The organism is Actinoplanes sp. NPDC026623 (assembly GCF_040638275.1).
Lineage (GTDB): Bacteria > Actinomycetota > Actinomycetes > Mycobacteriales > Micromonosporaceae > Actinoplanes.
Genome location: NZ_JBEZXZ010000119.1, coordinates 16,146 through 27,366 on the forward strand (window position 1 = coordinate 16,146; position 11,221 = coordinate 27,366).

The 11,221-nt window shown below is 71.3% G+C and carries 13 protein-coding genes; 8 read left to right on the forward strand and 5 right to left on the reverse strand.

The window, feature by feature from the left end; all coding sequences use genetic code 11:
- Positions 1-10 precede the first annotated feature (10 nt).
- Positions 11-541: a 2'-5' RNA ligase family protein gene (locus AB0F10_RS28975; protein WP_360631775.1), complete on the reverse strand. Its 531-nt coding sequence runs from the start codon at positions 539-541 to the stop codon at positions 11-13.
- A 129-nt stretch (positions 542-670) separates the two neighbouring features.
- Between AB0F10_RS28975 and AB0F10_RS28980 the strand changes: the two genes are divergently transcribed.
- Positions 671-1,753 (forward strand): alkene reductase, encoded by a 1,083-nt coding sequence (locus AB0F10_RS28980; RefSeq protein ID WP_360631778.1) that lies wholly within the window; start codon positions 671-673, stop codon positions 1,751-1,753.
- Here AB0F10_RS28980 and AB0F10_RS28985 read toward each other — a convergent pair.
- Positions 1,735-2,172: a nuclear transport factor 2 family protein gene (locus tag AB0F10_RS28985; RefSeq protein ID WP_360631781.1), complete on the reverse strand. Its 438-nt coding sequence runs from the start codon at positions 2,170-2,172 to the stop codon at positions 1,735-1,737. The genes AB0F10_RS28980 and AB0F10_RS28985 overlap by 19 nt on opposite strands.
- A 32-nt stretch (positions 2,173-2,204) precedes the next feature.
- Here AB0F10_RS28985 and AB0F10_RS28990 point away from each other — a divergent pair, with 32 nt between their 5' ends.
- Complete coding sequence (locus AB0F10_RS28990) at positions 2,205-4,289, forward strand: LLM class flavin-dependent oxidoreductase (protein WP_360631784.1); 2,085 nt, start codon at positions 2,205-2,207, stop codon at positions 4,287-4,289.
- Positions 4,286-5,194, forward strand: coding sequence for an LLM class flavin-dependent oxidoreductase (locus AB0F10_RS28995; RefSeq protein WP_360631787.1), 909 nt, complete (start codon positions 4,286-4,288; stop codon positions 5,192-5,194). The genes AB0F10_RS28990 and AB0F10_RS28995 overlap by 4 nt, the downstream gene beginning before the upstream one ends.
- Here AB0F10_RS28995 and AB0F10_RS29000 read toward each other — a convergent pair.
- On the reverse strand, positions 5,182-5,487 hold the full coding sequence (locus AB0F10_RS29000; RefSeq protein ID WP_360631790.1) for a putative quinol monooxygenase: 306 nt from the start codon (positions 5,485-5,487) through the stop codon (positions 5,182-5,184). The two genes, AB0F10_RS28995 and AB0F10_RS29000, sit on opposite strands and share 13 nt — an antisense overlap.
- 286 nt (positions 5,488-5,773) lie before the next feature.
- Here AB0F10_RS29000 and AB0F10_RS29005 point away from each other — a divergent pair, with 286 nt between their 5' ends.
- Entirely contained in the window at positions 5,774-6,616 is an 843-nt protein-coding gene (locus AB0F10_RS29005; protein ID WP_360631793.1) for a carbonic anhydrase family protein, read from the forward strand.
- Positions 6,617-6,670: 54 nt separating this feature from the next.
- Positions 6,671-7,114, forward strand: a complete 444-nt coding sequence (locus tag AB0F10_RS29010; protein WP_360631796.1) for a DUF1203 domain-containing protein — start codon at positions 6,671-6,673, stop codon at positions 7,112-7,114.
- Between the two features lie 85 nt (positions 7,115-7,199).
- Here AB0F10_RS29010 and AB0F10_RS29015 read toward each other — a convergent pair whose 3' ends face one another.
- Both AB0F10_RS29015 and AB0F10_RS29020 read right to left on the reverse strand, forming a co-directional pair.
- Positions 7,200-7,733, reverse strand: a complete 534-nt coding sequence (locus tag AB0F10_RS29015; protein WP_360631799.1) for a hypothetical protein — start codon at positions 7,731-7,733, stop codon at positions 7,200-7,202.
- Between the two features lie 243 nt (positions 7,734-7,976).
- On the reverse strand, positions 7,977-8,450 hold the full coding sequence (locus tag AB0F10_RS29020) for a helix-turn-helix domain-containing protein (protein ID WP_360631802.1): 474 nt from the start codon (positions 8,448-8,450) through the stop codon (positions 7,977-7,979).
- Between the two features lie 72 nt (positions 8,451-8,522).
- Between AB0F10_RS29020 and AB0F10_RS29025 the strand changes: the two genes are divergently transcribed.
- The 3 genes from AB0F10_RS29025 (at position 8,523) to AB0F10_RS29035 (ending at position 11,055) form a co-directional block, all read left to right on the forward strand.
- On the forward strand, positions 8,523-9,107 hold the full coding sequence (locus AB0F10_RS29025) for a dihydrofolate reductase family protein (RefSeq protein WP_360631805.1): 585 nt from the start codon (positions 8,523-8,525) through the stop codon (positions 9,105-9,107).
- Positions 9,101-9,910, forward strand: coding sequence for an MBL fold metallo-hydrolase (locus AB0F10_RS29030; protein WP_360631808.1), 810 nt, complete (start codon positions 9,101-9,103; stop codon positions 9,908-9,910). The genes AB0F10_RS29025 and AB0F10_RS29030 overlap by 7 nt, the downstream gene beginning before the upstream one ends.
- A 392-nt stretch (positions 9,911-10,302) precedes the next feature.
- Positions 10,303-11,055: a hypothetical protein gene (locus AB0F10_RS29035; RefSeq protein WP_360631811.1), complete on the forward strand. Its 753-nt coding sequence runs from the start codon at positions 10,303-10,305 to the stop codon at positions 11,053-11,055.
- Positions 11,056-11,221 lie beyond the last annotated feature (166 nt).

The following is an 11,221-nucleotide window of genomic DNA, read 5'->3' on the forward strand; positions in this document are numbered from 1 at the left end:
GGCGGGTCCGTCACCCGCTGAGGCCGAGCGGGAATTCGCGGACGGTGCGCCAGCTGTCGGGTCGCATCGTCCCGGCGATGAGGTGGACCACGTCGACGGCCGCGCGGATCGGCAGGAACGCGCCGATAGCGTCGGCGGCCTCGGTGAGCGCCGGCTTCGGCGCGTTGTGACCGAACGTCAGGTGCGGCACGACGTCGTCGAAGGCGCCCTCGTAGGGCGCCGCCTCGGGGAAGCGCCGCCACACCGCGGTGGTGAGCGCCCGAAACGGCTCGTCGGGGGTGGGGGCCAGCCAGGCGACCGTGTCGCCGAACCACCGTACGCGGGTGAAGTCGGCGGTGAACGACGGCACCGACGCGACGGCCTCGCCGACGGCGGCCAGCAGGTCGTCGTCGAGGCGCTCGGGCGCCAGGAACGGGGACAGGACGGTGACGTGCGCCGGCACGCCCCAGCCCGCGGCCCGGTCCAGCGCCGCCCGCCAGCGGCCGACCGCCTGCTCCGCCTGCGGTATCGGCACGATCAGCGCTGACTGCGTTGGCTGCATCGTGGAATTCTCCGGCGCCGATCCGGCGGAGTCCACCGGCTAACGCGCGGCGCTCGACGTCCGGCCCGATCGACGGTGATCATCGTCACGGTGTGGAAGTTCGTGATCGGAATGGTTGCTGTTGCCGGCATGACGACTACTCCTCTCAGCCCCGCCAGTGCGCTGCTGCGGCCGGTGACCGCCGGCGCGTTGCAGGCGCCCAACCGGATCTGGATGGCGCCGCTGACCCGGAACCGGGCGAACCCGGACGGCACGCCGAACGCCCTGCAGGCCGAGCACTACGCCCAGCGCGCCGGTGCCGGCGTCATCATCACCGAGGGAAGCCAGCCCTCCGCAGTCGGCCAGGGCTACCCGAACACCCCGGGCCTGCACACCGACGGCCAGCAGGAGGGCTGGCAGCGCATCGCCGAGGCCGTGCACTCCGGCGGCGGGCGCATCGTGGTCCAGCTCATGCACGCCGGCCGGATCTCGCACAGCAGCGTCAACGGCGGCCGGACGCCGGTGGCGCCCTCGGCCGTTCGCCCCGCGGGCGAGGTGTTCACCGCGACCGGCCCGCAGCCCTTCCCCGAGCCGCGCGAGCTGCGGACCGACGAGCTGGCCGAGGTGGTCGCCGAGTTCGCCTCCGCGGCCCGCCGCGCGGTGGCGGCGGGCCTGGACGGCGTGGAGCTGCACGCCGCGAACGGCTACCTGCTGCACCAGTTCCTCGCGGACGGCGTGAACCGGCGCACCGACGCCTACGGTGGCTCGCCGCAGAACCGGGCCCGCTTCGTCGTCGAGGTCGCGGCCGCCGTGAGCGCCGCGATCGGCGCCGACCGCGTCGGGATCAGGATCTCCCCGCTGAACCCGTTCAACGACATCACCGAGGACGACGCGTCCGTGTACGAGGTGCTCACCACCCAGCTCGCCGAGCTGGGCCTTGCTTACCTCCACGTGCTGGCCGAGCCGGGGGACCCGATCATCGGGAAGCTGCGCGCGATCTGGCCGTCCACGCTCGTGCTCAACACCGGCTTCGGGGCGGAGTCGGACCGCGACCAGCTCGACCGGCTCATCGCCGACGGGGTGGCCGACGCGGTGTCGGTGGGACGCCAGTTCATCGCCAACCCGGACCTGGTGCGGCGCTGGACGCTGGGCGCCGAGCTCAACGAGCCGGACCCGGCCGGCTTCTACGGCGGCGGCGCGCAGGGCTACACGGACTACTCCGCCCTGTCCTGATCCTCCGGTGCGGCGGGCGGCGGCGGTTCCGCGAAGTAGTCGCGGAGCATGGCGATCCGCCCGCCGCGCAGGCGGAAGATCTGCACGAGCGACGTCGTCGTCCGCCGCCCGTCGGCCTGGTCGAAGGCGACGTCGATCTCGGCGATGAACGCCTCGGGGTCAGCCGTGTCATGCAGGATGTAGGCGGAGCGTTCCACGTTCATCGCGCCCTGGTCGGTCAGCTGCCCGTGGTACAGGGCGACTCCGGCCCGGATCGCCTCGCGGCCGACCAGGCGCCGGCGCAGCGGATGGCCGTCGGGAACCAGCGGCGCGTCGAGCACGCCGTCCTCGGTGAACATCGCGGCGACCGCGTCCGGATCCCGGGAAATCGCACCGGCGTACACGTAGCGTTCGAAGACTTCCCTGTGCGTAGGTTCCACCCTTAACCCTAGCCTGCTTCGGAGGGATCTCGATGACTCACCGGGGGCGTGCGCCGCGGTTCGGCGCGCTCGTCACGCCCGGCGCCGAAGCGCTCCCGCTCGCGCGGCGGGCCGAGGAGCTCGGCCTCGACCTGGTCGCCGTCCCCGACGCGGGCGAGGCGCTCGACACGTGGACCCTGCTCGGGTGGATCGCCGGCCGCACCGATCGGATCGGCCTGCTCGCCGGGCTCGAGGTGTCCGACCGGGAGCCGGCCGTGCTCGCCCGCTCGGCCGCCACCCTGGACCTGCTCACCGGCGGCCGGCTGGAGCTCGCCCTGACCGGGGAGCCCGGCGCGCTGGGCGAGGCCGTCGAGATCATCCGGGGTGTGCTCGACGCCGGCGAGGCCGGACCCGTGCGCCACCTCGGCAAGCACTACCGGGTGCCGCAGGCCCAGCGCGGCCCGCTGCCGGCACACCGGATCCCGATCATGATCTGCGGAAGCGACCCGGCGCTGGCGCGCCTCGCCGGGCTCACCGCGGACGGATACTGGGGGCCCGAGGCCGGCGCTATCCTCGACGACGCCGCGGCCGGCGCCGGGCGCGACCCCGCCGAGCTGCGCCGCATCGCGGTCGTGCCGCCCGCGGTGACCGTCGCCGAACTGACCGCCCTGGCGGCAGACACCATCCTGATCCGCACCGACGACCCCGACGACCTGCGGCGCTTCGCCGAGCAGACCGCCGGGCTCCGGCCGGCCGATCCGGCGCCGGCTCTCCAAAGATCCTCATCGGTACGCGCGAAGCGCCGCACCGGCATCGACTACGACAACCTCCCCGCCGCCCTGGCCGAAACCGCCGTGGAACCGGGGGACCTCGACTACGCCCGGGTCCGCTCGACGTACCTGCGCGGCGGCGCTCCCGGCCTGGTGCTCCGGCCCCGCACGACCGGCGAGGTGGTGGCGGCGCTCGGCTACGTACGGGCCCACCCCGGCCTGCCCTTCGGGCTGCGCAGCGGCGGCCACGGCGTCAGCGGACGGTCCACGAACGACGGCGGCCTGGTGGTCAGCCTCGCGGCCCTCGACTCGATCGAGATCCTCGACGAGGGCCGGCGCCTCGTCCGGATCGGGCCGGGCGCGCGCTGGACGAGCGTCGCCGACGCGCTGAAGCCGTACGGCTGGGCCCTGAGCTCGGGCGACTACGGCGGCGTGGGCGTCGGCGGCCTGGCAACGGCCGGCGGGCTCGGCTGGCTGGCCCGCAAGCACGGCCTGACGATCGACCGCCTGCGCGCGGTCGAGATGGTCCTGGCCGACGGCGCGGTGGTGCGGGCCTCGGAGGCAGAGAACCCGGACCTGTTCTGGGCGGTACGCGGCGCCGGCGCCAACTTCGGCGTGGTGACCTCCTTCGACTTCGAGGCCGACGAGGTGGGCAGCGTCGGCTTCGCCCAGCTCGTGGTGGCCGCCGACGACCCGGCCGACCTGCTGGTCAAGTGGGGAGCGGCGATCGAGGCGGCGCCCCGGGACGTCAGCGGCCAGCTCATCATGGGCATGCCGCGCCCGGGCCGCCCGGCGTTCGCCCAGCTCATGTGCGTCGTCGACGCCGACGACCCGGAGACGATCATCGACCTGCTCCAGCCGATCGCCGCCGTCGCGCCGCTCTACCAGCAGCAGGTCAGCCTCGTGCCGTACGCCGAGGTCATGGCGAACGCGGCCGACGGCTACCACCAGGGTCAGGGCGACCCGGTCTCGCGATCCGGGCTGATCGAGCACCTCACCGGGGAATTCGGCCGGGCGGCGGCACGCCTGCTGGCCTCCGGCGCGGTCCACTGGTTCCAGATCCGCACGGTCGGCGGCGCGGTCGCGGACGTACCGGAGGAGGCCACCGCCTACGCCCACCGCTCCGCCAACTTCTCGGTCACCGTCATGGGCTCGTCGCAGCGCCGCGTGGACGCCGCCTGGCAGGACCTGTACCAGCACTTCGACGGCCTGTACCTGAGCTTCGAGACCGACCGGTCCCCGACCCGGCTCTCCGACGCGTTCCCGCCGGCCACCCTAGCCCGGCTGCGCGAACTCAAACGCCGCTACGACCCGGGCAACCTGTTCCGCGACAACTTCAACATTCCCGCCGAGGGGGAGCCGCGATGACCGATTACGGACACGACCTGCTGTTCGGCGCGTTCATCACGCCGACGGCCGCGCCAGCCTCGCAGCCGGTCGAGCTCGCCGTCGTGGCCGACCGGGCGGGGCTCGACCTGGCCACCTTCCAGGACCATCCGTACGTGTCACGCTTCCACGACACCTGGACGCTGATCTCGTACGCTGCCGCGCGTACCGAAAGAATCCGCCTCAGTGGCAATGTCCTGAGCCTGCCGCTGCGCGGACCGGCGGTGCTCGCCCGCAGCCACGCCTGCCTGGACCGGCTCACCGGGGGCCGGATCGAGCTCGCCATCGGCGCCGGAGCGTTCTGGGACGGCATCGAGGCCATGGGCGGGCGGCGCCTCACCGCGGGCCAGTCCGTCGACGCGCTCGGCGAGGCGATCGAGGTGATCCGCCAGGTCTGGGACGCGGACGAGGCGGGACCGGTGCGGGTCCGCGGCTCCCACTACGAGGTGTCCGGCGCCAAACGAGGCCCGGCGCCGGCGCACGACATCGGCATCTGGGTCGGTGCCTACAAGCCCCGGATGCTGCGGCTGATCGGCAGGGCGGCGGACGGGGTGCTGCCGTCGCTGTCCTACCTCGCGGGCGGCCCCGCGGACTACGCCGGCATCAACCGGCACATCGACGACAGCGCCGGGGAGTCCGGCCGCGATCCCGGCCGGATCCGCCGCCTGCTCAACATCAACGGGACCTTCTCCGCGCTGGGCCGGTCCTTTCTGGACGGACCGGCCGAGCAGTGGGCCGAGGACCTGGCCGGCCTCACACTGGAGTACGGCGTCAGCACCTTCATCCTGGCCACCGACGACCCGGCCGAGATCGAGGAGTTCGCCGCCGAGGTGGCCCCGGCGGTCCGGGAACTGGTCGCCGCCGAACGGGGGGATCAGCGTTCGTAGCCGAGCCCGCCCACCACTGTTACCTCCTGGCTGGTGAACTCGCCCGTGAGCATCGGCATGGCCTTGCCGATCGCCGCCTTGACCTCGGGAAGCTGCAGCGAGGCGTCGTGCTTCTCCTTGCTCAGCCACACCTCGCTCACCCAGATCGTGACGTCATCGGCGTCCGAGACGCTCACGACGTACAGGTGGCATCCGGCCGCGCGGAGCCCGTCGGCGCCGCTGACCAGCAGGTCGACCACGGCATCGCGGTGTCCCGGCCTGGTCTTCATCGATCCGATGTATCCGTAGGGCACGGCGACTCCTCACCCGGACTCCGACGCTTGATCGTCCAGCATAGAGCCGAGATCATTCCGCAGTCCGTCCGTCGGCTACCTGCGCGAAGCGTAACGTGAGTTGATCGGCCTGCGGCCTTCCGCCGAGACCGACCGGGAGTACGCGGCGGCCCGGAGGCCTGCCGGTTTCCCTGGGGCGACATGCCGCGTCCCGGTGCCAACGCCGGACGAACGCCTGGGCAGGGGTCGTTCCCGCACGATCGTCGAATTTGCACTCAAAGGCGAGCAATCGAGGTGATTTGTCACCATGGCATGGACAAGGCGTAACGTTCTGACGGCGACCGGCGCCGCGGCGGCCGTGATCGTTCTCGGTCCCGTTCGCGAGCCGGTGCAGGCCCACCCGCGCGCCGGCGCGGCGGCCTGGAACCACGACCCGGCCTCGCCGATCGGCCCCGGGCGCTGGGACGACCTCGGATACCCGGTCTGCGGGCGGGCCCGCGGCCAGTCACCCGTCGACATCCGGACCGGCCGCGTCGTCGCCCGCCGCGGCGCACCGCTGCAACTACGCTACGAAACCTCGGAGATGCTGGTCGCCAACACCGGGCACGCGGTGTCGGTGTCCATCCCGGCCCGCGTGCACGACAAGCTCCGGATCGGCGACGACGTCTACGAGCTTTCCGAATTCCACTTCCACGCGCCGTCCGAGCACACCTTCGACGGCCGGACGGCGGACGTGGAAGCACACTTCGTGCACACCGGCGCCGGCGGCGAATCGGCCGCGGTCGGAGTCCTCTACCGGCGCGGACACCACCCGAACCCCGTGCTCGACCAGATCCTCCGCTCCGCGTCGACCACGTCGGGAAAGGTGACCGACGCGGGCCCGGCCAACCCGGCCGACCTGCTGCGACACCTGCGGCTCGGCTCCTACTACGCCTACACCGGCTCGCTCACCACCCCGGGCTGCGCCGGCGGCCTGCGATGGTCGGTGCTCGCCGACGGCGGCGAGGTCTCGCCGGCCGCGGTCGCCCGCATGCATCAGTTGATCGCGCGGTTCCCCGACTACGGCGGTTATCCGGACAACAACCGTCCGGTGCAGCCGCGCAACGGCCGAACCATCACGCACATCCTTCCCGAGGTCCCCACGACGTAGCCCCAGGTCCGAAACCCGCCGGAGTTTCCTGGCGCGGCTGCGCACCATGGATGCATGACCACGTATCAGATCCACGCCCTCGAGCCCGCCGTCCTCGACCGGGCCCGCGCCGCGGCCGGCACCGAACGCTCGCTCGCCGCCGGCGGCGAGGCGCTGCGCTGCTGCCTGCGCGACGCCCGCGCCGGCGAGGCGGTGATGCTGTTCAACTACGAGCCGCCGCTGCCGCCCAGCCCGTACCGGGAGATCGGTGCGGTCTTCGCACACGCCGAGCCGTGCCCCGGCCGGGCCGACGACGGCGGCTATCCCGAAGAATGGCTCGGGCGCCCGCAGGTGCTGCGCGCCTACGACGCCCGGGGCCGAATCCATCCCGCCAGCCGGGTGCACGACGGCTCGGACCCGGAGGCGGCCATCGTCGCGGTGCTCACCGATCCTGAGGTCGTGCAGATCCACAGCCGCAACGTGGCGTACGGGTGTCTCATGCTCCGCATCCAGCGATAGGGCGGCAGGCTGCGTGCGGGTCCTTGCCCGGGGCCGCTACCACGGCGACCCGCTCGCGCGCCCGGTCCTCGAAAGGTCGGTCCGGTCATCCAGGCTCGATTCCGAGTTCCCGGATCAGGATCGACAGGGCCGCCGGATCGGCGAAGATGTACCCGGACTGGTCGTCGGTGTCGTGAACCTCGACGAAGACCCGCGGGTCCGTGTCGTCGCGCGGCGCCAGCCGGTCGGCGATCTCGAGGACCATCAGCGTGTCGAGGTACCGCTTGGACTGGTGCTCCAGGTGCCGGACGAGCTCGTCGCCGTTGACCAGCATCCGGATGCGCTCGCCGTCGGCCCCGTCGAGGAGCTCCACGTCGGTGATGGTCACCGCGCCTCCGCTGCTGGCAGCGAACCGGCCGAACAGGTCTCGGTAGCCCTCCAGCAGACCGTCCACTTTCGGGTGTACCCGAACGCCGGCGCCCCATTGCTCCATCATGTCGATGAGCGCACCGGCGATGCCTGCGCCGTAGTAGGACAACGGCTGATCGCGCAGGTCGTCCTCGGCCGGCACACCCGCTGCGACGATGCCGAGCTCCATCGCCCGGTCCGCCACCTGTCCCACCGTCGTCAACACCGCCATAGGTCTCCTCCGGTGTCCGCGTGTTCCGGGCGATGGTAGCGGGCGCCCGCAGCCGAGTCTGACGCGCTCATTGAGCCGCGATCCGCTGCGACGCAGCCCCACGGCCAGGTCGGCGCTGCAACGCGCGGACCTGCCGAAAATAGTGCGTCCGATCTTCGATGGAATCGACGCCGGGTTGCTGCCGTCAACGGAATCGTGGTCGTTCGGAGCTGGTTCGCGTTACAACCTGGAGCCGGGCACCGGTCAGCCGCTGCCAACGGCATCGAGGCGCTCGAACGGGCCGGGACCGTCGTACGACTTCGGTGCGGCGTCGAGGTGGCGAACCCGCAATTCATCCATGAGTTCCTCGAGGAACGCGAAGCCCGCGTCACGGATGAACTGTTGCCGCGCCCGGAGGTCGTCGGTACCCGGGCGCCAGTCGAGGCCCCAGTTGCCAACGGCACAGATGATCGGAAGCGTCTGGATGCCGGCTTCCGTGAGGCTGTAGCGGGCGCGCTGCCCACGGGCTGCGGTGCCGCGGGTGAGGATTCCCGCGTCGACGAGCCGCACGAGGCGGTCGGCGAGGATGTTCGACGCTATGCCCTCGATCGAACCGGTGAGTAGCGCCCGGAAGTAGCGACGGTCGCCGAAGATGATGTCGCGCAGCAGGAGCAGCGACCAGCGGTCTCCGAGTATTTCGACGGCGGCGTTGATCGGACACTCGGACCGTGGTCCCATCTTTTCTCCTTGACAGGCATCTCGCCCTCAATATAGTGATTGCAGAATGCAACCACTAGAGGAGGGTGCAGCATGGGGCGCTTCGTCTACTGGATGAACGTGTCGCTCGACCTGCGGATCGAGCAGGTCCCCGGTGACAACGGGGCCGGTGAGTGGCTGCGCATCGACGAGGAACTGCACCGCGAATTCAATGCGCGGGCCCGGAGCCTCGCGGCAATGGTCCAGGGCCGTGTCATGTACGAGACGATGGAGGAGTACTGGCCCCGGGCGCGCCAGGATGCGTCGCTACCCGACGTCATGCGCGAATACGGCGAGATCTGGACCGGCGCACCGAAGGTTCTCGTCTCCCGCACCCGCCACACCGCCGATCACAACACCCGGATCATCGGCGGGGCCGACGCGATCGACCAGCTCGCCGCCCTCCGGGCCGAGACCGACGGCCCGATCGGAGTCGGTGGTGCCACGGTCGCGACGCAACTGCTCCGAGCGGGCTTGCTTGACGAACTGCTGCTGTTCACCCATCCCACGGTCCTCGGTTTCGGCCGCCCGCTGTTCGACGACTACGACCATCCGATCGACCTCGACTTGATCGAGCAGCAGTCGTTCACGCAGGGCGTCACGATGCACCGGTACGCCGTCCAGGGCGCGAAATGCTGAGGCAGGTCGCGGAGGGTGTCCTGGTTCACCAGAGCGAGTTCATCCAGAGCAACGCCGTCGTCGTGCACGGCGCCGGCGTGTTGCTCGTCGACCCCGGGGTACAGGGTCACGAAATGGCCTGCCTCGCGGACGACCTGTCCAGTTCCGGCCAGACAGTCGCGGCGGGCTTCTCGACGCATCCGCACTGGGATCACGTCCTCTGGCACGCCGAGCTCGGTGCCGCCCTACGGTACGGCACGGCCCGCTGTGCGGCTTCCGTCCGGGATCAACTGTCCGAACCGAACGCGAAGGCCGACATCGCCGAACACCTGGCCGAGACGGAAATCGCCGGGCAGGTCCCGATGGACCTGTTCGGCCTCATCACCGCACTGCCCGCCGGCACGGCCCGGGTTCCCTGGAACGGCCCGGACGCCCGCATCATCGAGCATCAGGCGCACGCACCCGGCCATGCGGCCCTGTTCATCAAGGAACGCGGGATACTCGTCGCCGGCGACATGCTCTCCGACGTCCTGATTCCGATGCTCGACCTCAACGGCGCCGCCGACCCGATCGACGACTACCTCACCGCGCTGCGGCTGCTGGAGTCCGTGGCCGACGACACCGATGTCGTCATCCCTGGCCACGGGTCGGTCGGCGGACCGGGTGAGGTGCGCACACGGATCGACCGCGACCAGGCGTACGTGCTCGCCCTGCGCGCGGGCGATGTTCCCGACGATCCCCGGGTCGGCCCGTCCGCCAAGCCCGGCTGGGAATGGGTGACCGACGTCCACAACGGGCAACTCCACCGTCTCGCCAGTGGCTGAGCAACCGGCGCTTCGCCGTCCTCCAGGACGACGTCGATTCCCTCGTCGCCTGGAATCGACAACCTGCGCGGCCGTTCAACGACACCAAGCCAGCTGCTCCGCCCGGATGACGCGGCGTCACCGGTCCTGACCGCCTCGGCACGCAGGTGTTGGTCGCCCCGGGTTTGTCCACCGGCTGGTTCGACGTCGATCAGCCACATCCGCTCTTGACGCGAAGTGCAGCGCTCTTGACGAAAGGTCGGACGTCCATGCGGGTGCGAGCCCAGCAGCGTCAGTGGTCGGCCGTCGAGAACAGCGGCCCGCAGCGGGAGGCGTCCGGAGTGCTACGCCGCAGGTGATAGCCTCGGCGGCGCGCCCGCGGCGCTAAGCGGATCTATCAGTGGAGCGCACAAATGGGCGAGCACACCGGCCCAATCACTGTGTACCGGGTGCCGCGTCGCCGCTGGCATGAAGTTCTGCTCGGGTCCGGTAACAGGCTCGGGCTCTACGTCGTCACGCTGATCGGCCTGCTCACCGCTCGACTCCTGCTGGCCGTGAGCCTAGCCGCCGCCGCGGCCGTCGGGGCCGTCATCGCGACGCTGTGGCTTGCGGTGTGGATCGCGCGGCGGACGACGGAACGGGTACAGATCACCGACCGGTACCGTTGGGATCGAGCCGAGCGCGCCGGCACCGCGGTGGTCGAACACCTGCCGGTGACCGGCCTGCTGCCGGCTGTCGAGGTGCGCGCAGTGGTACGGCGTGAGCTGAGCCAGATTCTGGATCTGCTCGTCGAGCAGGACCGGCTCCTGGCGGTGCAACGCGATGCGCGGCGGGCCGCGAGGGATCTGCCCGCCGGTGAGCCGGTCCGGCGCGAGCTCGACGCCGAACTGATCGCGTTGGATGAGCAGCTGTGCGCCTTGATTTCCCTCGTTGAGGCCCGCGTCGCTCGGCTGGCGGGACTCGCAGCCCAGGCCACGGAACTGGCGACGCTTGAGGCGCGGCGACGGCGAGCCCGTCAGGCCACGACGCGGATACGCCACGAGCTGCGCCGGCCCGAGGCACTCACGGGCGGGCACCAGCCGACAGACCCGGCCGGCGAAGCCGTGGAACGCGCCGAGGCGATCCTCACTGCCTACCGTGAGATGACTCAGCCGGATCCGGGGTGAACGGCAGTCGCCGCCGCCGGCCTTGCCGTAACAATCGCCAATGATGCACATAGGGCCACTTATGTCACGCTGGCCGGCACTGTGTCGGTACCCGTGCAGTGTCGGCCACTCGCCGCCATCCCAGCGGCAGGAACTGCCAGCGCGGGCCAGTGGTTTCACCTGCCAG

Bases quoted from the DNA above. Each gene is read 5' to 3' on its own strand.
- AB0F10_RS28995 (WP_360631787.1), top strand. From the start codon at position 4,286: ATGACCGATTACGGACACGACCTGCTGTTCGGCGCGTTCATCACGCCG.
- AB0F10_RS29020 (WP_360631802.1), bottom strand. From the start codon at position 8,450: ATGGGACCACGGTCCGAGTGTCCGATCAACGCCGCCGTCGAAATACTC.
- AB0F10_RS29005 (WP_360631793.1), top strand. From the start codon at position 5,774: ATGGCATGGACAAGGCGTAACGTTCTGACGGCGACCGGCGCCGCGGCG.
- AB0F10_RS28980 (WP_360631778.1), top strand. From the start codon at position 671: ATGACGACTACTCCTCTCAGCCCCGCCAGTGCGCTGCTGCGGCCGGTG.
- AB0F10_RS29030 (WP_360631808.1), top strand. From the start codon at position 9,101: ATGCTGAGGCAGGTCGCGGAGGGTGTCCTGGTTCACCAGAGCGAGTTC.
- AB0F10_RS28975 (WP_360631775.1), bottom strand. From the start codon at position 541: ATGCAGCCAACGCAGTCAGCGCTGATCGTGCCGATACCGCAGGCGGAG.
- AB0F10_RS29010 (WP_360631796.1), top strand. From the start codon at position 6,671: ATGACCACGTATCAGATCCACGCCCTCGAGCCCGCCGTCCTCGACCGG.
- AB0F10_RS29025 (WP_360631805.1), top strand. From the start codon at position 8,523: ATGGGGCGCTTCGTCTACTGGATGAACGTGTCGCTCGACCTGCGGATC.
- AB0F10_RS29035 (WP_360631811.1), top strand. From the start codon at position 10,303: ATGGGCGAGCACACCGGCCCAATCACTGTGTACCGGGTGCCGCGTCGC.
- AB0F10_RS29015 (WP_360631799.1), bottom strand. From the start codon at position 7,733: ATGGCGGTGTTGACGACGGTGGGACAGGTGGCGGACCGGGCGATGGAG.
- AB0F10_RS28990 (WP_360631784.1), top strand. From the start codon at position 2,205: ATGACTCACCGGGGGCGTGCGCCGCGGTTCGGCGCGCTCGTCACGCCC.